19 protein-coding genes and 1 pseudogene are annotated in these 21444 nt (G+C 30.9%); 13 read left to right on the top strand and 7 right to left on the bottom strand.

Annotated elements, in window-relative coordinates:
• From nreA to KA926_RS14175, 5 genes and pseudogenes are all read left to right on the top strand, one after another.
• Nucleotides 1–453 (top strand): nitrate respiration regulation accessory nitrate sensor NreA, encoded by a 453-nt coding sequence (gene nreA, locus KA926_RS05060; protein WP_107384345.1) that lies wholly within the window; start codon nucleotides 1–3, stop codon nucleotides 451–453.
• A gap of 3 nt (nucleotides 454–456) precedes the next feature.
• Nucleotides 457–1497: a sensor histidine kinase gene (locus KA926_RS05055; RefSeq protein WP_181187372.1), complete on the top strand. Its 1041-nt coding sequence runs from the start codon at nucleotides 457–459 to the stop codon at nucleotides 1495–1497.
• Between the two features lie 20 nt (nucleotides 1498–1517).
• Nucleotides 1518–2171, top strand: a complete 654-nt coding sequence (gene nreC, locus KA926_RS05050) for a nitrate respiration regulation response regulator NreC (RefSeq protein WP_107384344.1) — start codon at nucleotides 1518–1520, stop codon at nucleotides 2169–2171.
• Between the two features lie 726 nt (nucleotides 2172–2897).
• On the top strand, nucleotides 2898–4049 hold the full coding sequence (locus KA926_RS05045; RefSeq protein ID WP_107384343.1) for a nitrate/nitrite transporter: 1152 nt from the start codon (nucleotides 2898–2900) through the stop codon (nucleotides 4047–4049).
• Nucleotides 4050–4249: 200 nt separating this feature from the next.
• A pseudogene (locus tag KA926_RS14175) lies at nucleotides 4250–4390 on the top strand (IS5/IS1182 family transposase); the annotation flags it as partial.
• Between the two features lie 115 nt (nucleotides 4391–4505).
• Here the strand turns inward: KA926_RS14175 and KA926_RS05040 are convergent.
• The 3 genes from KA926_RS05040 to KA926_RS05030 form a co-directional block, all read right to left on the bottom strand.
• Entirely contained in the window at nucleotides 4506–4940 is a 435-nt protein-coding gene (locus KA926_RS05040) for an Hsp20/alpha crystallin family protein (protein ID WP_210143719.1), read from the bottom strand.
• 40 nt (nucleotides 4941–4980) lie between these two features.
• Nucleotides 4981–5352: an Hsp20 family protein gene (locus tag KA926_RS05035; RefSeq protein ID WP_107385346.1), complete on the bottom strand. Its 372-nt coding sequence runs from the start codon at nucleotides 5350–5352 to the stop codon at nucleotides 4981–4983.
• A gap of 238 nt (nucleotides 5353–5590) precedes the next feature.
• Entirely contained in the window at nucleotides 5591–6031 is a 441-nt protein-coding gene (locus KA926_RS05030; RefSeq protein WP_107385347.1) for a MarR family winged helix-turn-helix transcriptional regulator, read from the bottom strand.
• A gap of 279 nt (nucleotides 6032–6310) precedes the next feature.
• On the opposite strand from KA926_RS05030, the gene KA926_RS05025 reads away from it, so the two are divergent.
• Together KA926_RS05025 and KA926_RS05020 are read left to right on the top strand one after the other, a co-directional pair.
• Nucleotides 6311–6667 carry a DUF3139 domain-containing protein gene (locus KA926_RS05025; RefSeq protein WP_107385348.1) on the top strand — a complete coding sequence of 119 codons (357 nt, stop codon included), beginning with the start codon at nucleotides 6311–6313 and terminating at the stop codon, nucleotides 6665–6667.
• Nucleotides 6668–7210: 543 nt separating this feature from the next.
• Nucleotides 7211–8485 carry a cation:dicarboxylate symporter family transporter gene (locus KA926_RS05020; RefSeq protein ID WP_019468836.1) on the top strand — a complete coding sequence of 425 codons (1275 nt, stop codon included), beginning with the start codon at nucleotides 7211–7213 and terminating at the stop codon, nucleotides 8483–8485.
• A 166-nt stretch (nucleotides 8486–8651) separates the two neighbouring features.
• Here the strand turns inward: KA926_RS05020 and KA926_RS05015 are convergent, their stop codons facing one another.
• Nucleotides 8652–8993, bottom strand: a complete 342-nt coding sequence (locus KA926_RS05015) for a DUF4889 domain-containing protein (protein WP_107384834.1) — start codon at nucleotides 8991–8993, stop codon at nucleotides 8652–8654.
• A gap of 147 nt (nucleotides 8994–9140) precedes the next feature.
• Nucleotides 9141–11240, bottom strand: coding sequence for an AraC family transcriptional regulator Rsp (rsp, locus tag KA926_RS05010; RefSeq protein ID WP_210143718.1), 2100 nt, complete (start codon nucleotides 11238–11240; stop codon nucleotides 9141–9143).
• A gap of 213 nt (nucleotides 11241–11453) precedes the next feature.
• On the opposite strand from rsp, the gene KA926_RS05005 reads away from it, so the two are divergent.
• Nucleotides 11454–12029 (top strand): peptidoglycan recognition protein family protein, encoded by a 576-nt coding sequence (locus tag KA926_RS05005; RefSeq protein ID WP_107385703.1) that lies wholly within the window; start codon nucleotides 11454–11456, stop codon nucleotides 12027–12029.
• Nucleotides 12030–12195: 166 nt separating this feature from the next.
• Here KA926_RS05005 and KA926_RS05000 read toward each other — a convergent pair whose 3' ends face one another.
• Nucleotides 12196–13134 (bottom strand): magnesium transporter CorA family protein, encoded by a 939-nt coding sequence (locus tag KA926_RS05000; protein WP_107384832.1) that lies wholly within the window; start codon nucleotides 13132–13134, stop codon nucleotides 12196–12198.
• Between the two features lie 297 nt (nucleotides 13135–13431).
• Here KA926_RS05000 and KA926_RS04995 point away from each other — a divergent pair, with 297 nt between their 5' ends.
• The 4 genes from KA926_RS04995 (at nucleotide 13432) to KA926_RS04980 (ending at nucleotide 19281) form a co-directional block, all read left to right on the top strand.
• Nucleotides 13432–15099 carry a Na/Pi cotransporter family protein gene (locus KA926_RS04995; protein ID WP_210143717.1) on the top strand — a complete coding sequence of 556 codons (1668 nt, stop codon included), beginning with the start codon at nucleotides 13432–13434 and terminating at the stop codon, nucleotides 15097–15099.
• 341 nt (nucleotides 15100–15440) lie between these two features.
• Nucleotides 15441–16457, top strand: coding sequence for an MsnO8 family LLM class oxidoreductase (locus KA926_RS04990; protein WP_107384830.1), 1017 nt, complete (start codon nucleotides 15441–15443; stop codon nucleotides 16455–16457).
• A complete protein-coding gene (locus KA926_RS04985) occupies nucleotides 16454–17785 on the top strand; it encodes an LLM class flavin-dependent oxidoreductase (protein ID WP_107384829.1) in 1332 nt (443 codons plus the stop codon). The genes KA926_RS04990 and KA926_RS04985 overlap by 4 nt, the downstream gene beginning before the upstream one ends.
• Nucleotides 17786–17814: 29 nt before the next feature.
• Complete coding sequence (locus KA926_RS04980) at nucleotides 17815–19281, top strand: Na+/H+ antiporter NhaC family protein (RefSeq protein ID WP_107384828.1); 1467 nt, start codon at nucleotides 17815–17817, stop codon at nucleotides 19279–19281.
• A gap of 101 nt (nucleotides 19282–19382) precedes the next feature.
• Here the strand turns inward: KA926_RS04980 and KA926_RS04975 are convergent, their stop codons facing one another.
• Complete coding sequence (locus tag KA926_RS04975; protein WP_107384827.1) at nucleotides 19383–20144, bottom strand: DeoR/GlpR family DNA-binding transcription regulator; 762 nt, start codon at nucleotides 20142–20144, stop codon at nucleotides 19383–19385.
• A 174-nt stretch (nucleotides 20145–20318) separates the two neighbouring features.
• On the opposite strand from KA926_RS04975, the gene KA926_RS04970 reads away from it, so the two are divergent.
• Complete coding sequence (locus tag KA926_RS04970; protein ID WP_107385701.1) at nucleotides 20319–21401, top strand: MDR/zinc-dependent alcohol dehydrogenase-like family protein; 1083 nt, start codon at nucleotides 20319–20321, stop codon at nucleotides 21399–21401.
• Nucleotides 21402–21444 lie beyond the last annotated feature (43 nt).

Genomic DNA, 21444 nt, shown 5'->3' with positions numbered 1-21444 from the left:
TTGGGTTCATTGCCTTTAAATAAAAAAATTGATTATCAAGCAGCTTTAAATTTAATACGTACAAGAGAAGGTTTTGACTTTGCAGGTTTAGCATTTTATGAGCAAGAAAATCAAGTATCACCGATTAAATGGCATTATGTTTCTGGCAATTTAAATAATAGATATAAGTTAATAGTCTTAAGAAAAGGTAAAGGACTCGCGGGCAATGTTATGAAAACGGGTAAACGCATGATCATTGAAGATGTAAATCAAATTTTATTACCCTCAGAAAAACATAAATATCCTATTGTTTTAACTGAATTACTAACTGCCATGGTGGCTATACCTTTGTGGTATAACAGACAAGTTTACGGTGTTTTGTTATTAGGTCAGAGGGATGGAAATCCATTACCTTTAGCACATGGTGACATTTCGATAGCTGATGTTTTAGGAATTTTTAAAGAAGAAGATTAGGTGATGATCGTGCAAGTAAATCAAATGGAAGATATGACTGAATTATTATTGCAGTATTTCAATAATACAAGAGAAAAAATAGTGTTTGTTGATAATAAGGGGAAAGTTATTGCTAAGAATCAAGCTGCAAAAGATATCATTTCCAATGATGAGGACTATCGAGATATGACTAATGTGATTTGTAATCGATGTGATGGATATACTAATGAGTTTGATTTACAATCTTGCAAAAATTGTTTTCTTGAAGCAGAAGAAGTTGGTAATACAAGCTTTCAAGTATTTATGAAAACTAATCGAGGTACGATTGAACCATTTACTGCAACGTATCAAACGATTGATCCGGTAAATGATATCAAAGTATTTACATTGCAAAATGTATCTCCACAAATTGAACGTCATGATAAGATGTATCAACGTAAAATGATGCAAAAAACAATTTCTGCTCAAGAAAATGAAAGAAAACGTATTTCAAGAGAGCTACATGATAGCGTTGTTCAAGAAATGCTGAATATTGATGTTGAGTTAAGGTTGTTAAAGTATCAGCAAGAAATACAAGATTTAGTTGCTGATTCGAAACACATAGAAGGACTTATGTCCAAACTCATTGATGATATACGTAACCTTTCTGTTGAATTGAGGCCTTCATCTTTGGATGATTTAGGATTAGATGCAGCATTCAAAACATATTTCAAACAAGTTGAATCTAATTACGGCATGGAGATTATTTATCATTCAAGTCTAGATGCACAACGCTTTGACAATGAAATAGAAACGGTTGTTTATCGAGTAGTACAAGAAGCATTATTTAATGCAATTAAGTATGCCAATGTGGACAAAGTTGAAATTGACTTACATTATAATCGTAATAGGTTAATAGCTGAAGTCGTTGATAGAGGCATAGGATTTATTAAAACTGATCAGCCACAAGGTACTGGATTAGGTATTTATGGTATGTATGAACGCGCAGAATTAGTAAATGCTGAAGTAAATGTCGATAGTCAAATTGGAAGAGGTACGATAGTGACTTTAGAAGTTCCAATTTAAGGGAGTAAGGAGAATAAATTTTGAGAATAGTTATTGCAGATGATCATGCTGTTGTCAGAACAGGATTTTCTATGATTCTAAATTACCAAGATGATATGGAAGTTGTCGGTACAGCTGCTGATGGCTTAGAAGCTTATCAAAAAGTAATGGAACATAAACCTGATGTATTAATTATGGATTTGAGTATGCCTCCAGGAGAGTCAGGACTGATTGCTACTAGTAAAATAGCAGAAAGTTTTCCTGAAACAAAAATCTTAATATTAACAATGTACGATGACGAAGAGTACTTATTTCATGTATTAAAAAATGGCGCAAAAGGTTATATCTTGAAAAACGCGCCAGATGAACAACTCATTTTAGCAATAAGAACTGTATATCAGGGTGAAACATATGTAGATATGAAATTAACGACTTCTTTAGTGAATGAATTTATTAGTAATAGTTCCAAAGACGAAACGGCTACATCAGACCCTTTTAAAATTTTATCTAAAAGAGAAATAGAAATATTGCCTTTAATTGCAAAAGGTTATGGTAATAAAGAGATAGCAGAAAAATTATTTGTATCTGTAAAAACAGTAGAAGCACATAAAACACATATTATGCAAAAATTAGACTTAAAATCAAAACCGGAATTAGTAGAATATGCGATGAAGAAAAAACTTGTGGACTTTTAATCGAGTTACTTCTGACAACAAATAATATGGTAATGTCATAATTTATTAATAAGTCTATGCAAATTTTTACGATATAATGTATTGTTAAACAACAGATAACTGAGGATAAGATATAAATTTCATGCTCAAGATAAAGGACTAATCCATTTGCATATGGATTAGTCCTTTTTATATTAAAATGTAGTGAATTTGAGCGTGTATACTTGTTTGGGATATGATTTACATTGTCTGAGCTTGTAGCCCATCTATCATATTATTCCCAAGGCATCCACACGTTATTAAATCGTTGCAAATCATGTGTTCAGTATAAAAGAAAAATTGATATAGAACAGTATTTTAATGATGAAGTAAAAGTTACTTTGCTCCTCATTTGCATGCCATCTTAGGCATGAATCAAGATGATTGAAAACTCATTTCCGCTTTAAGCTCCTCACATAGTTTCTTCTTTTACACAAATTAAAATTTAAATTGAATTTATTATTGAAAAAAGAATAGGGGAAATTTTAGAGAACTTAAGGGATAATCCTTATGTTTATTATTTCACAAAGATTTTACAATAGCCATATAGCCAGTATTCTACAAATATTAATATTCCAAAAAATTCGTATATTACACCGGTTTTACCTTTCATAATTTAGTCCTTAATACTTCATAATAAATAATATTATTGTAGGCGCTTGTAGAATACTAGGCTTAATTATAAAAAATTAAATGTAGGTGAATGTAATGAACAAAGCTAGTGGTGGATTTCAATTAACTTTACAATCTTTAAGTTTAGTTGTGGGTTTTATGGCGTGGAGCATTATTGCACCGCTAATCCCTTTTATATCTCAAGATATTAATATAACAGGAAATCAGCTTTCAATTATATTAGCCATACCTGTAATATTAGGTTCTGTTTTAAGAGTGCCTTTTGGCTATTTAACGAACATAATAGGCGCTAAATGGGTGTTTTTCTGTAGTTTTATCATTTTATTATTTCCAATTTATTTTTTGAGTCAGGCTCAAGGGACAGGGATGCTCATGGCATCAGGATTCTTTTTAGGCGTTGGAGGTGCGGTGTTTTCTGTTGGTGTAACATCAATCCCTAAATATTTTCCTAAAGAACGCGTTGGTTTAGCAAATGGTATTTATGGCATGGGTAATATCGGAACTGCAATTTCTTCTTTTTTAGCGCCCCCAATCGCATCAATTATTGGATGGCAAACGACGGTCAGAAGTTATTTAGTAGTGATTGCTTTATTTGCTATTTTTATGTTCTTTTTTGGTGATCCGAAAGAGAAAAAAGTAAAAGTGCCTTTAGTTGAACAATCTAAGCGTTTATTTAAAGATTTGAAATTATATTATTTATCACTTTGGTATTTCATTACTTTTGGTGCATTTGTAGCATTTGGTTTGTTTTTGCCGAATTATTTAGTGCAACAATTTGGTATTAGTGAAGTAGATGCAGGTATACGTTCAGGTGTATTCATTGCACTTGCAACATTTTTGAGACCTTTAGGTGGTATATTAGGCGATAAATTTAATGCGGTGATGTTATTAATGATAGATTTTACATTGATGATTGTTGGCGCAATTATTTTAGGATCTTCAAATCATATTTTACTATTTACGATAGGTTGTTTATTAATTAGTGTTTGCGCTGGTTTGGGGAATGGACTTATTTTTAAACTTGTGCCTTTCTATTTCAGTAAAGAGGCAGGGACTGCAAATGGTATTGTTTCTATGATGGGCGGATTGGGTGGATTCTTTCCACCGATTGTTATTTCATATGTCACAATGCTATCAGGTAGCAGTCACTTAGCATTTTTATTATTAGCGTTATTTGGAATCATAGCATTAGTAACAATGGGGCAAATGTTAAAAAAAGTAAGTTAAAACTATAAATTTCACAAAAAAATGAAGTTTTACTTCAGACTGTCGACAAAATCTCCGACTTTGTTGGCAGCTTTTTATACACGCTTTCCGCGGGCACTGCCTTAGCCTGTAGTCTTCGGCTAGTGCTATTCCCGCAGGAGTCGGCATAAATCACTGCCAATATTATAATATATGTAAATTAAGCAGTGGTCGTGATTATTCTGATGAATAAATCAATTGATAAAAGAGATCAATATGAAATGATTTCTATCTCTGAATTAGTCCTTAATAATCATTGATTACGTAAAGTCGATGCGATATTAGATTTAAATTTTGTATATGAACTTGTCGAAGACAAATATTTGAAAAAACTATATAAATAAAAAATAGATAAACCCTTCGCAAATTAATGCGAAAGGTTTATCTACTTTCTGAAGCAACATTTCAAAAATGAAGTGTTGTTTTTCAAATTGATTGTTAATCAATTTGAATGTTAGAAGAGGAAGACTCTTTTTTCTCTTTTTTAGGCAAAGTGACATTTAACATGCCATTTTCATAAGATGCTTTAATGCCGTTTTCATCGACATTATCAAATTGATATTGACGTTTTACATCACTAAAGCTACGTTCTTGATGGATAATGCGTCCATTTTCATCTTCTTTATTATTTTCAAATGACTGTTTACCTTCTATTGTTAAAATATTATCTTCAAACTGTAGATTAATATTTTCTTTTTCCATACCTGGTAACTCTGCTTCCACAATGTAAACATCTTCTAATTCTTTAACATCTGTTTTAATACTATTAGCACCTGGAAATTGATCAAAAAATTGACGTCCGAAATCTTTAAATAAATTACTAGGATTTACATCGAAAAATGAATTATCGAATGGTTTCATATTGAATGCCATAAAGCATCTCTCCTTATATTATGATTTGTTTTGTTACGATTTAATCAATATTAATTTGTTTTTTTGTATGATGAATAGGTAAAGTAACATTTAATATACCATGGTTCAGCGTAGCTTTAATATTTGGTTCATCTACGTTTTTAAATATAAATTGTCTATTTTGGTTGTTAGAATTGCGCTCTTTAATCAAGTAATTATCTTGGTTTTGAGTTATTGTAGAAGTATTTTTAACACTGATCGTCAATGTCTTTTCATCAAATTGAATATCTATATTGTCTTTACTGTAACCTGGTAGTTCAGCAATGACTTGATATGCATCACTTGATTCATATACATCTACTTTAAAATCATGATGCTCAGTTAATAAATTTTCTAGTATATCTGTAGAAAGATTTTGTGTATTTTGCATCATTTTTCACCTCTCCTTTAACCTTATATTTATATTATAATATATTAGTCAAAGAAAGTCAAAGTCAAACTATAGTATTTAACACTTTATGTGTACAGTTCTACCAAAAGCTGATGATAAAAGGGTGATTATTACTTTTATCATCATTACTTTAAATAAAATAAAAAAATAGAGGCAAGTTTAAGTTTAAATTAGCATAAATAAATTACACACTTTAAACGTAGCTTTACCTCTTAATATATTAAATTTCTTTAGTGAAATGTTTATTTACAAAATTTTGTAGTGTTTCTTTTAAGTGAATGGCTTCATCGATATCCATATCAAATTCACTAAAAACTTTTTTGGACACATGGGATAATGAATCCTGAACTTTTGCACCTTGTTCTGTAAGCGCAATTTGTAAATTACGTTCATCATCAATTTCACGTGTTCTACTAACATAACCTTTTTTTTCTAATTTTTTAAGTAAAGGTGTTAGTGTCCCGGAATCAAGATAAACACGTTGTCCAAGTGTTTTAATGTTTATCTTTTCATTTTTTTTAATGGCGAGCATAACTATATAACCAGTGTATGTTAGGTCATGCTCTTTTAAATATGAAGTATATTTTTTTATAATTTCTTTTGAAGAAACGTAAAATAGAAAGCACAGTTGTTCTTCTAAGTAACTTACTTTGTCCTCCATTTAATCACCCCTTTTGAAATTTAACCTTATTATGAACAAAGTACATTGTCAAGGAACTGTTGTGTCCATATTCATAATATTTTTATAATATATATCATTGTGAATAAGTGGAAATTTAAGAACATTTTGTTACAAAAGGTATTAATACTTTATAATTTATTTGTTATCGTTCATAATACTAATATTATGAATTTTAATAAGTAGTCTAGAAATTTAAGAGTATGAGGATTAACAATAGAGTATTTATTATGATTGTTTTTACTTAAAAGGAGATAAATAATGAAGACGTTTTTGAAAATACTGGGACTATTAATCATTTCGTTAATTTTGGCCGTAGCTTTTTTCTTTGGTTTAAGAACATATCAAGGTCACAAAAATTTAGAATTAGTTGATAATTACATGGATGAAAACCATTTAACTGAGAAAATTAAAACAGAGAAAACATTATATAGTGCTAAAAAAGGGTTATATTATAAAGAAATTAAGTTTAAAGATGATTCGGAACATACTTATGTTGTGCAACCAATTAGTACATATAAAGGTATATTAGTGCAAGGTTTTGATCCAGAAACTAAGAAAAATGTAAAAGATGCAAAACATAATGCTTTTAAAGAGAAATATAAACCTAAAGATTAAATAACTCATTATTTAGTGATGTTATCATTTTATAAACTAAAGCAAATCAATATCATGTTGGCTGATTCCGTATATACATATGGCATCAGCCATTTTTGTATTAAATATATTTTAATGTATGTGTTTTAACATATGCTTTACTATATTAAAACTCAAAAACAATAGCATAGTGTCTTACTTATTATCACATGTGAATTAATGACAGTATAATATAATAATTCATACACAATTGAAGTAAAATGAATATAAAAATTAATAGCGATTGTTGATGTTACTCAAATATAAAATTAGTTAAAAGAGTAGTGATTTTATATCCTATTACAACATTATATCAGGCTTGTAGTAAGGTTTAATAACGCCATATCATAGTCTTTAACTGCAATTTTGTGTATTTGTCAAAATAATTATGTTACTTATATATATATAAAATGAGTAAAAATAAAAATTAAGTGTAATAACAACTATTTTTGCTGAAAAAATTTATATCTATATAAAAATTATTTTGATATAATTAAGCAATGTCAGAAGAAGGGGAGAAACATCATGGCAATTATAAGAAGAATCAGTTTACCAATGCAAGTTATTATCGCGTTGGTATTAGGTGTTATCGTAGGTCTATTACTTTATGGACACGACGAAATTGCAAATTACATTAAGCCTTTTGGCGATGTCTTCTTGAATTTAATAAAAATGATTGTAATTCCAGTTGTTTTTTGTTCACTAGCATTATCTATATCAAATGTAGGTGAATCTAAAACAGTGGGGCGTTACGGTTTTAAAACAATTTTATATTTTGAAATTATAACAACAATAGCTATAGGACTAGGCATACTTTTTGCAAATATATTTAAACCAGGGAAAGGTTTAGATCCAGATAAATTACCCAAAGGTGATATTTCAACATATGAATCATCAGCAAAAGCTGCTGAATCATCTACATATGGAAATCACTTTATCGATACAATTGTAAACATAGTGCCTCAAAATCTTTTTGAGGCATTGACTTCAGGTGAATTACTACCAATCATATTCTTTGCAGTATTCTTTGGTGTTGCTTTATCAGCAATTGGCAAAAAAGCAGAACCTGTGAAAGCTGTTTTAAGTGGTTCATTAGAAGCTGTATTTTGGATGATTAATAAAATATTGAAATTAGCACCTATTGGTGTATTCGCATTTATTTGTACGACAATTATGACTTTTGGTGCTTCAGCATTAATACCGTTATTAAAATTACTATTAGTAGTTATCGGCGCAATGATATTCTTTATTATCGTGGTATTAGGTATTGTAGCAAGATTATGTGGAATTAGTATTTTTTCTATTATTAAAATATTGAAAAATGAACTCGTATTAGCATTTTCAACGTCAAGTTCAGAATCCGTGCTACCAATAATAATGAAAAAAATGGAAAACTTTGGTTCTCCAAAGGACATTACATCATTTGTAGTACCTATTGGATATACATTTAACCTCGATGGATCTGCATTATATCAATCAATAGCTGCTTTATTCGTTGCACAGATGTATGGCATCGATATGTCAATTGGGCAACAAATTATGTTAATGGTTACTTTAATGGTTGCTTCAAAAGGTATGGCAGGTGTACCAGGGGTATCAATTGTAGTACTTATTACAACATTGACAACAATGGGATTACCGGCTGAAGGTTTAGCACTGATTATCGGTGTGGATAGACTATTAGACATGGTACGAACTTGTGTGAATGTATTAGGTAACGCATTATCTACCATTGTTATCGCAAAATGGGAAAATGCGTATGACAAAGAGAAAGGTCAAGCATACCTGAAATCTATATAAACTAAATTGAAATTCTGACATTTTTGCACTGAATAGAAAATAAATCTATTCAGTGCTTTTTTATAAATAATGTTAGATTAGGGTAATAATATAAGACGAAAAAAAGCCCCACAAGCATTTCCTATAAAAGCTTGTGGGACTGAATTTTTATTCGAAGTTACTTATTTTACATACCTTTCATGTCCATATCATGAATCTTCATCATTAGACCATGAGGAATGTCATCGTGATCAACGACTTCCATTTTACTATAAGTGTCTTCACCTTCAGATTTAATTAGTTTTACAAAATCACCCTTTTTAGGGTTGAAACCTGATTTAGAAGGTATTTTGACATTTTCTTCTACTTTATGGTCTTTTTCACTGACTACTTTTTCAGCAGTTGTACTATTCTTCATGTAGCCGAAGTATGTCTCTTTTTGGCCGCCTGAAACCATCATAATAACTAAGATAATAGCTACGATAACCATTACGGCACTAATAACAATTGCAAACATTTTATTTTTCAAAATTAGATTCTCCTTTATATACCCTTTTATTCAGTTATATCTGAAATTTTAGCATAATGCAATTGAAGTATAAGCGATGACAAAACTTTTAAATTAAATTGTGCTAATATGTACTTATTTTTTAAATAACGTGGATGAGCTACATGATTATTTACATGCGGGTGATAAACGAATGTATTTTACTTCATCACGGTCAATATCAAATTCTATAGGTGTGTGAGGATAGGTAGTATGTCGTAATTCTGACTTTGGCATATTTGATCGTTCAATATTTTTTAAAAGCGTTTGTTCAATAAAAATATTATTAAATATAGGTGGTAATGCATAATCTATAAAACCATGTTCTCTATTTAACGTGCGTATAAATAAAATTAATTTTGAAGTAATTGTTTGTTGTTTTAATGTAAACTTTCGCTTGTTTGACATTGTATGTGTATTGGAATTGAATAAAAGTAAATGTGTGCATTGTTTTTCTTTTGCAATTAAATAATTGGGTTGTATTAGTATTGTTTTTCCATAAAATGGCTTTAAGAATTGGAATATATAAACAATGGGTTCATATATTCCATGTTGGTTCATTAACGCAACATCGGATATACTTTTGTCCATTAGTTCATAGCCAACAGCAGAACCATTTTTAATCAATTGTATTGTATGTTGCATAATTTCTGTTATTCCTAAAGGTGCTTTTTGATTATATTGAGTGAAGTGATTTTTAGTAAGTTTTGAATATACACATTTATTGGGTTGTAGCTTAGAGAGTGTGATGAATTTATTATAATAATCACTATAACTTGATACGTTATTGAATTGATGGCTATGCTTTAACAACATTGCGCGTAATTCATTACGTTCTACATCAATAAAATTAAAGTCGAAATTAAATCTATGTAAAAGCGTAAAAGTGTGTTTAAGACTTTGAGTTTGGGTTAATACCCCCTCAACGTTGATTGCTAATTTGATATTTATATTTAAACTTCTAGCTTTGATGTATAAGCGGTTAATATCATTTAACTTTAAGTATTCTGAATCAAAGAGAATCATAAAGTTATACATATTATCATGAGTATAATATTTAGGTTTGAATATTATAAATTGAGAAATAGCCTGTTCTATTTGTTCATATTCTTGCTTGGATTTAATTCTAATAACCACACCCATACAGTTTGAAAAAATTGCGTCGATAAAATTGACAATACCATTTAAATTAAGTGAAGTTGATGCTAGATTACTCACATTATTTATAAGTAAATAGCAGTTTGTAAGATCACTAAAATTAAGTTTTTGGTTTAAATTTGTTTGAATAATATCCATAAGGTTATCAATATGAATAAAGATGGTAGGTTGTTTTGCCAAGTCATTGTACTCTAAGTGATCTAAATTGATAATTTCATTATCAATCGTTTGAGTATGGTTGTTTAAGTGAGTTTTGAAATAGTGTGAGTATCCACTTATATCAGTAGTTAATAACGTAATTGGCTTGTTCTGCATTATATTAAGTTTCTTTCTATACGCAAGCGGTGTTAAACAGAGATATGACTTAAATTGATGCGTATAATTAGCATAATGATTGAAACCCATATTTTCAGAAATAAGATAAATTGTGTTGTTACTATTAATAAGTTCATCAAGTGAAAGCGCAATTTTTAAACTTGTAATATAATGTTTAAAACTAATACCTAAATATTTTTTAAATAAAATTGATATGTATGAACTAGATATATATAAAATTGAAGAAATTTCTTTGGACATGATATGTTGTGTAATGTGAGTTTGGATATATTCTGATATTTTATTTAAAAGTTCATTTTCACAATGAATTGTTGGTATATATACATGTTCAGATATTTTTTTAGCTTCATGCTCTAAGGTAGAAATAAGCTCAGTTAATTGAGGTAATTCTGTTGAATTTATGGTGTTTAACTTTTCAATCATGCTTAAAATTATTTGCTTTAAATACGCCTGAGCGTTCAATGCTTTTGCATCATAGTAACAATTAAAAAATAATTGGTTAAGCGGGATGATTTGTTGTATTGGTATTTTTAGTTCAACAAGTTGTTCTGCGTGAGTGATACAAAATAGATCACTGTGATTGATGATAGCGATATTGTTTTCAATCGAAGTTTGTTTACCATTGATATTGATATTCAATTTACTATTTAAAGAAAATAATAGTATGACTTGGTTGATACAACGTTGAGTATCTGTAGTTAAAAAATCGTGGATACATAATGTGGCATGTTCCATTCTATCTAGCAACTCCTGATAACGTATTGTTATATTGACTAAATTACATTATATAATAAATAGTTGTGAATATTAATATATTAAATATAACTATTTTCTTATTTTAAGCCCTAATTCAACTAAGAAAATTAAATTGTGCACATCATTAAATTTAAAGCAGATAAATTAAACGAACTTCTGACACAAAAATTTAAGTATTAAAGAAGGGAATTTATGAAACATATATACTCTAATTATTACAAAATAGACGATAAAATCACTGAACTAAAAAAGGATATTTTAGGTGTCGTTCTACACGATGATGCCGAAAATTATACAGCCCAAAATTATATTGCATGGTTAAATAATCGAATTAAAAAAAATGAATTAGAAAAAGGATGGGCGAGCGTCTACATTGATCAAGACACTTGCTACTGGTTTCACCCGACACAATATACTGAATGGCACTGTGGAAATACATTCGCCAATACGCATTATATTGGTATCGAAAGATGTCAGTCTAAAATAAATGGCGTCTTAACGGATAGTGCATTTATGAAGGTGGAAGAAGTTAGTTTCTGGTTAGCTGCTGCAATTTTAAAGAAATATCAATTACCTGTTAATAGAGAAACAGTGAGAATTCATAAAGAATTTTATGATACTGAGTGTCCAGCTAGATCATGGTTAATTCATTTGCAACAAGCCTCAAACACTTTGTCAAACGTAAATAGGTTAAAAGATTATTTTATCTATAAAATAAAATATTATTATGATGATATTACTAAAGAAGATATGAAGTCTATAGGTTAGTGTCATTAGCAAATTAAAGTAAGTTAGTATTCATTTTTAGATGTCGTTAAAACAATTTGAAAAAACAAAGGACGCTACCATATCAAATGGTAGCGTCCTTTGTTTTAAGCATAATGATCATGCATTCTCATTTTTAATATATGGTGACTTGCGTGTACGTCTTATTTCAAAACTTTTGCTTTCTCCATAGAAATGCGCCCACAAATGAAACGATAACTAATGAAATACCGATTACAATAACCCAAGAGATATAACTATGTTCATCAATAGGTAGTGGTACATTCATACCAAAAAAACTGAATACTAAAGTTGGCAATGTTAAAAAGACGGTAAATAGCGTCAATGTTTTCATTGTATTATTCATTTCATTTGAAAGTAGTGATGCATAAGAAGTAGTAATACTTTCTAATATGTCAGTATATAATCTTGTGGTTTCTAGTGCTTGATTATTTTCTATGACTAAGTCTTCCAGTAAATCTTCATCCTCTTCAAAACGTTTGATTGCAGGCAATCTAAAGAGTTTTTTTACTATAGTTTCATTACCTTTTAAAGCAGCTAAGAAATAAACTAAGCTCTTTTCAACTTCCATTAAATTATATAGTTGCTTGTTTGTCACATTATTTTTTAAATCACGTTCTATACGTAACCTCGTCTTATTTAATAACCTAAGGTTTCTATTATAATGATTTGCAATCGTTAATAATATATTAAGCGCAAATCGGCTATGAAAATGTAAATTTAGATTTTGATGGCTAAATTTTTCAAGAAACTCATTTTCAACATTACATACAGTAAATATTTTCTTATTACCAATTATTATACCTAAAGGAATTGTTATAAATGAGAGTACATTAAGATTTGTATCATTAACAACTGGCAGGTCAAGGATTATAAGGGAATAGCCCGTTTCTTCATCGTATTCAACACGAGAACTTTCCTCAGTATCTAGAGGGTCTCTAATAAAATCTTCAGGTAAATGGTATAAATCTATTAAATGTTCTATTTCTTCCCAATTTGGGTCTACAACATTGATCCATGAAGCATCATCATCTAATGTTGATGCTATTATTTCTTGTGTTTGAGTATGTTTATAAGCAGTGATCACAATACAAATCTTCCCTTCATTAAATTCTTAATTATATTAGCGAAGATTAGAGCGGTTGACAAGTATCTTTCTGCATTAATTTTAATATATGCTAAAGGTAGAAATTTGTGTAATTTATAAATAGCATATTTTAAATCAGCGTAGATATAGGATTTGGAAAGGTTTGCATATTTCAGTGAAATATGATTACAGAAATGTTGAGAAAATCCTTTGCAATTTTAATGATAAATTAACATTAACTTAACAAAAATCAGTTATAATTCACATAGTTTACAAATATTTTAAAGAGGTGTAACGATGGATTCTTCTGTAATGGAGATAATTTTTACCTTTATCGGTGGATTAGGTATTTTTCTATATGGTATTAAACAAATGGGTGACGGTTTGCAAGCCGCAGCTGGTGATAGATTAAGAAGCATTTTAAATACTTTTACAAGTAACCCTTTAATGGGTGTCTTGGCTGGTATGATTGTAACGATATTAATTCAAAGTAGCTCAGGCGCAACAGTAATTACTATAGGACTTGTTAGTGCAGGGTTTATGACTATGCGCCAAGCAATTGGAGTAGTTATGGGAGCGAATATTGGTACTACAGTTACTGCATTTATTATAGGTATTGATATCGGTGAATATTCGCTACCAATTTTAGCAATTGGTGCATTTTTAATTTTCTTTATTCAAAAACGTAAAGTGAAAAATGTTGGTATGATTTTATTTGGTTTTGGTGCATTATTCTATGGTTTAGAATTAATGAGTGGTGCGGTTAAACCTTTAGCAAACTTAGATTCGTTCAAGCAAATTATGTTAGATATGTCTTCTAACCCAATATATGGTGTGTTAGCAGGAACATTATTAACAGTTATTATACAAAGTTCAAGTGCTACAATTGGTATTTTACAAGGATTCTTCGCTAATGATTTAATTAGTTTACATGGTGCACTTCCTGTACTTTTAGGTGATAATATTGGTACGACAATCACTGCGGTGCTGGCCAGTCTAGCAGGTTCATTGGCTGCCAAACGTGTTGCAGCTGTCCATGTACTATTCAATGTGATAGGTGCTATTATTTTCTTAATAATTATGCCACTCTATCAACTAGTTATTGAATGGATGCAAGGGGTTATGAATTTAAAACCTGAAATGGTTATTGCATTTGCACATGGTACATTTAATGTGACGAACACAATCATACAATTACCGTTTATTTTCGTCTTAGCATGGATTGTGACGAAGTTAGTACCAGGTGAAGATTTGAATGAAAAATATAAACCAAGAATGTTAGATAAAAATTTAATAAACAGAGCACCTAATATTGCGTTACAAGAAGCACAAGATGAAATTCAAAATATAGGGCGTATGACATTTGATATGTTCAGACATGCTAAGCATTATGACTATAAAACAGAAAAAGATATACTTCAAAAATATGCTGCTGTCGAAAGTATGTATGACAATGTAAGGCAATATTTAACAAAAATCTCAGAGAAGAAGATATCCAAACAAGATGCAGAAAGAATGTCTGTGTTATTCGATGTTAATCGAACTTTTATTAAAGTAGCAAGTTTAACAGAAGCGTATTTATTAGATTTAAAGAAAAAAGAAACAGAATCAATTCAGATATCTGCAAAAGCAGAACAAAGTATTGAAAGGCTATATAACCATGTCGATGCGTCACTTGAAAAAACAATTGACATGTTTAACGTATATGACAGAGTTAAAAAAGATGAAATCGTTCGCTTGAGTAATGATTCGTATGCATTAGAACATGATTTAAGAAAAAAACACATCAAGCGTTTAAGTTCGGGAGAATGTTCTTTAGAAGGCGGCTTACTTTATTTAGATATGATTGCTATCTTAGAACGTATTGGTTACCATTCTAGAAATATTTCAGAATCTATGATTGATATAGACAATATTGAAAATGAAGATGATGAAGTGGAACATACTTTAGGTTGGTCGTATTAAAATATGATTGTAACCACAATTTATGCAAAAATTAATATTATTTAATTAGGCATGTCATAACAAGAATCACTTTTATGACGAGTCTTTCAAATTAGAGCAGGATAATATCACTTTACTAAAGAGTGATATTATCCTGCTCTTTTTTATTAAATAAGAGGTATTTAGATAGCACTTTTCAGTACGATTGATAAATGATTTGTCAAAAGTTTGGAATACAATGGCATATCAAAATGAACACATTTTTAATCCTTAGTAAATCGATAAGGGTACTTGACAAAATGATAGAGTGAGCCTAAGATTGTAACTAATATAATTTTCAGAAATCGATTGGGGGATTGTTTATGACATCTATTAGCATACTTGATCAAAGTCCAATAGATCACAATGAAACAGTTAGTGAAGGGATAAATAGAACTGTTGAACTAGCGCAATTAGCAGAAGGCCTGAATTATACAAGATATTTTGTTGCAGAGCATCATAATATACAAGAGGTCGTTGGTACGAGCCCTGAAATATTAGTTACACATTTATTAAACCAAACAAGTCGAATAAATGTTGGTTCTGGTGGGGTTATGTTACAGCATTATAGTCCATTCAAAGTGATTGAACAGTTTCATTTTATGAGCCAAATTGCTCCGGGAAGAGTAGATTTAGGTATAGGCAAAGCACCTGGTGGTTTTCCTTTAGCGACACAAGCTTTGCAAGAAGATATTAAAAATGCACCTATGTCTTTCAATGATAAATTTCATCTTTTAAATCAATTTAATAATGAAAACTTTCCTGAAGAAAATCCGTATTCAAATTTAAAAACAACGATTCGTAATAAAGAGATTGAGAAACCGCATGTTTTTCTTTTGGGAGGAAGTGAACGGTCAGCACGCTTTGCAGCAGAAGAAAAAGTCGGTTTTATTTATGCATATTTTTTGAATTCTAATAATGATCTTTTACACAAAGCAATTCGTACATATAAAGCATTTTATCCTGAAGGGAAAATAATTATAGCCTTAGCTGCTGTTGTATCGAATAGTGAAGCAGAAAGCGCGTTAATTGAAGAGGGACGCACAAATTATGTTTTGCACTTTGATGACGGTCAAAAATTAACGGTGTCAAGCGAACATCAAATAGATGATTTTAAAAAGCAAAGTTCAAGAACCTTTGAAATTGAAGAACAACAAATAGAAGTATTTAATGGTACAGCTGAGTCCATAAAACAACAAATTCATGAATTAGATATAGATGATCAAGTTGATGAATTTATGTTTCATATGCCAGTACAAAACCACTCATTAAGATTAAAAACAGTAGAGCAACTAGCACGTGTATATGAGAAAACGAATTTGAAAGCAGGGGTAAAATGACAAATAAAAAAATAGATTTTGGAATTATGTTGAATGGTCCTGGTAGCCATATGCATGCTTGGAAATCAAATGACGTCCCAAGTGATGCAAGTACAAATTTTGATTTTCAACTTGATATTGCTCGTAAAGCAGAAAAAGCTGGCTTTAGTTTCGTTTTTGTAGCAGACGGATTATATATCAATGAAAAATCAATACCACATTTTTTAGATAGACATGAACCATTAACATTTTTAGCAGCACTTGCGCCAATAACACGTCAAATTGGATTAGTAGGTACGATTTCAACTTCATATAGTGAGCCGTTCACAGTGGCCAGACAACTTTCAACCATTGATAAAATCAGTAAAGGCCGTGCAGGTTGGAATGTAGTAACTTCACCTTTAGCTGGAAGTGCTGACAATTATAGCAAAGGAGACCATCCAGAACATGATATTCGATATGATATTGCTGAAGAACATATCCAGGTAGTACAAGGCTTATGGGATTCATATGAAGATGATGCATTTACATTTGATGTTGAGTCAGGCGAATATGTGGATAAAAGTAAGATGCATACATTAGATTACAAAGGTCAATATTTCCAAGTCAAAGGTCCTTTGAATGCAAGTCGTTCTGAACAAGGTCAACCTGTTATATTTCAAGCTGGAGCTTCTCCTAAGGGACAAGCTTATGCAGCTAAATATGCTGATGCTGTCTTTACACTAGGTGAGTCACTTGAGATTGCGAAAAGTAATTATGACAGTATTAAAAACCAAGCCCAAGCATTTGAGCGTGACCCTGATCATGTTAAAGTTTACCCAATGTTAGCACCAGTCATTGGCAAAGATAAAGACGAAGTAGAAAGACGACTAAATGAGCTTAAATCACTAGCGACAATTGAGGAAGCTTTAGATTACTTAGGAAGATATTATGATCATCATGACTTTAGTCAATATGAGTTAGATGCACCATTTCCAGAATTAGGTGATGTAGGGAAAAATAGTTTTCGTGCTACGACTGATGCGATTGCTGAGCGAGCAAAATCACAAAATTTAACGTTAAGAGAAGTTGCTCTAGAAGAAACAGTAAGACAGTCACCATTTACAGGTACTTATGAAGAAGTAGCAGCATTGATAATTGAATGGTTTGAACAAGGTGCAGCAGATGGCTTTATCTTTGGTCCACATGTTTATGGTGAAATATATGATGAATTTTTAAATGAAGTGTTACCAATATTAGAGTCAAAAGGTTATTATTCAAAATCTTATGAAGGTAGTACATTACGTGATCATCTTGGTATTCCTTTTAAAGAAAATAGATATAGTCGAACAAAAGTAGAGCATAACTAATTTAATTGAATTTTAAGGAGTGAAATAGAATGTCTGAATATAGTGCAACTTCACATCATTCGCAAGTAGATGTTGAACAAGAGCAAATAAAAGAAAAAAGAAAATTCCAATTACCACACGTGTTATTAATGATGTTGATGATGATGATGTTTGCATGTTTATTGACATATATCATTCCGGCTGGCGAATTTGATACTACAAAAAGTGGTGAGATTGTACAAGGAACTTATCATGCTATTTCACAAAATCCAGTTAATCCGTTTTATGCGATTACCTTAATATTAAATGGCGGTATACAATCTGCTCAAACTGTAACTTTACTGTTGTTTGTTGGTGGGGCAATTGGTGGTATGTTGCAATTGGACTCAGTGACGAAGTTAACAAATTATATGATATATAGATTTGAACATGCAGGTGCTTTACCTCTTATTATTGGATTATTTTCTTTAATGGCATTTATAGGATTTTTTGTAGGTGGCGATCAGATGATTGTCTTTGTCACGCTCGGTGTAATTTTAGCGAATAGGTTAAAATTAGATCCAATTATTGCCCTTGGTATGACCTTCCTACCTTTGTATATGGCCTTTTCAGTTTCTCCTTCAGGTATGGCTAAAATTGGTCAAATCGTTTATCCGGAGGTCACTTTATATTCTGGATACGGCGGTAGAGCAATTATGTACATAGTGTTTTTATTGGTCACTTTATTATATGTTATCTGGTATGCGAGAAGGGTTATTAAATCACCCAATAAAAGTTTAATGAACACAACATCTTGGCAACAAAATGATACACAAACAACAACTGCAGAAATTGATTTAAAAGATAGAACAATTAATTGGAGAGATTTGGTTGTAGTAGGATTAGTGATTTTTACACCCATAGTATTAGCGATAGGCAATGGTATGTTAAGTTGGACTGAGAAATATGGCAATGGTGTATTTATAACTGTTTTTGGTATTAGTTTTGTGCTTGCTTATCTAGTCAAAAGTAAACGATCTAGTGAAATGGTGGATGGATTTTTAGCAGGAGCAAAACCAATGTTAGTTGTAGCTTTTGCCATTATCATGGCAAATACTATCAGTGTCATACTTGAAAAGGGTAAAATTTTAAGTACGATTGTCAATGGATTGACGACACAACTTGATGGCTCTTCATCAGGTGTCGTTTCAATATTAATATTTTTAGTAGCAACAGTATTTAACTTTTTAGTACCATCGGGTTCAGGTTTAATGAGTGTGATGATTCCAATATTACAACCTGTTACACATACGCTTGGTGTGAATGATCAAATACTGTTAACTTCACTATCTTTTGGTGGGGGATTAGGCAATTTAATCACACCAACTTTAGGTGCGACAGTTGGTGCGATTGCTATTGCAAAAGCTAATTTTAGTTCTTGGTTTAAGTTTATGGCGCCATTATTTTTAATCTGGATTATCGTAGGTTCAATTGTGTTGTATATCTTCACTACTGTTGGATGGACAGGTGGTATATAAAATGATTGGATAAGTATTTTAAGTAAAAAATAAGCTGTACCAATTAGGTGAGTAATGTTTTTCCTAATTGGTACAGCTTTTTATTTTGTGAAATTTTGTTATTAAACAACAGTTAATTTAAATGGTGTGTGTTGTAACCATTTTTTATTGGGTGCTTCATCTGTTATAACTTCAGAAATGTCAGTGATTTTAGCGAATGATAAAGTAGATGAGATATCAAACTTACTGTGGTCTATCAAAGCAATTACTTTTTCACTTTCTTGAACCATCTGCTTTTTGAGTTGAACTTCAGGTAATGAAAAATCAGTTAAACCATTTTCTAAGGTAAAACCATTTGCAGATAAAAAGAAGTAATCAATATGGTACATTTCTAAAATTTGTGAATCAATGTTTCCGGTAATCGCGTTTGAATCTTGAGAAACAAACCCTCCAACTACGAGCACTGTTAAGTTAGGATTTTCTTTTAAAAGTACTGCATTTTCCAACCCATTTGTAATAATAGTAAGTTCCATGGTAGTTTCAGATATTAATTTTGCAAGTTCATACGTTGTTGAACTTGCGTCTATGAGTATGCATTGTTGTGGTTCTATTTTATTTAGTGCAAACTCACTTATCTTATGTTTTTCACGATGTTTTTGTGTTAAGCGGTAAGAAAAGTTTAACTTTGAAGTCATCGTATCATTTACTTTTGCACCGCCATGTGTGCGTGTAACCTTATTTTCACTTTCTAAAAGTCTTAAATCACTTCGAACTGTTGCTTCTGTCACGCTTAAGTAATCTGAAAGCTGTTTTACAGTAGCTCTTTTATGTGACTTTATATAAGTATATATGTGCTCTCGTCGTTCATCTGCATACATTTTCATATGATTCGCAACCTCCTTATGCTCATGATTTAGTTTAACACAATTTTTTATAAAAATAACAAAACAAAAGCAAAACGGAAATAAACGAAAAAATATTTGAAAGAAATGAAAATATATATTAGAATTGTAGTTATAAATGAAAGCGTTTTCTAATAAAAGAAGGGGTTGTTGAAAATGACAAATAAAAATTATCCAGACAAAATGAATGCAGTTGTAGCATATGCGCCAGGGGATTATAAATATGAAACAGTAGATACACCGATAATTGAGAATTCAAAAGAAATTATTGTAAAAGTTGAAGCATGTGGCATTTGTGCAGGAGATATTAAAGCATATGGTGGCGCACCAAGTTTTTGGGGCGATGAAACACAACCTTCTTATATTAAAGCACCGATGATACCTGGACATGAGTTTATTGCACGTATTGTTGAAAAAGGCGAAGATGTGACTGATTTTGAAATAGGTGATCGTGTTATTTCCGAACAGATTGTACCTTGTTGGGAATGTAGATTTTGTAAGCGTGGCGAGTATTGGATGTGTGAAAAACACGACTTATATGGTTTCCAAAATAATGTAAATGGCGGTATGGCTGAATACATGAAATTCACTAAGGAAGCAATAAATTATAAAGTTCCTGAAGACTTACCGATAGAAAAAGCAATTCTTATTGAACCATATGCTTGTAGTTTACATGCAGTACAACGTGCAAACATCAAATTAGGGGATTTCGTTGTATTATCAGGTGCTGGAACATTGGGTCTAGGTATGATAGGAGCAGCTAAAAAATCAGGAGCTGAAACTCTGGTTGTACTAGATATGAAAGATGACCGTTTAGAATTAGCGAAACAATTTGGTGCAGACATTGTGATGAATCCAGCTAAAGTTGATGTGGTAAAAGAAATCAAAGATATGACGGAAGGTTATGGTTGTGATACTTATATTGAAGCGACAGGTCATCCTAAATCTGTTGAACAAGGTTTAAGTGCCATTAGGAAGTTAGGTAGATTTGTAGAGTTTTCTGTATTTGGCGATCCAGTAACTGTTGACTGGAGCATCATTTCTGATCGTAAAGAACTAGATTTAATGGGAAGTCACTTAGGACCTTATTGTTATCCTCTTGTGATAAATGGTATACAGAATGGCGACTACCCTACTGATGGTGTAGTGACCCATCAATTACCACTTCAAGAATTTGAAGAAGGATTCGAATTAATGAAAAAAGGCGATAAGTCACTGAAAATTGTACTTGTACCTTAAAACAGCGAAATGATAGATAAGCATAGACAGTTAAAAGGAGAGA

This window comes from Staphylococcus sp. GDY8P94P (assembly GCF_017892255.1).
Lineage (GTDB): Bacteria > Bacillota > Bacilli > Staphylococcales > Staphylococcaceae > Staphylococcus > Staphylococcus cohnii.
The sequence above is the reverse complement of the archived record's forward strand: the minus strand, read 5'-3'. Positions and strand labels throughout refer to the sequence as shown.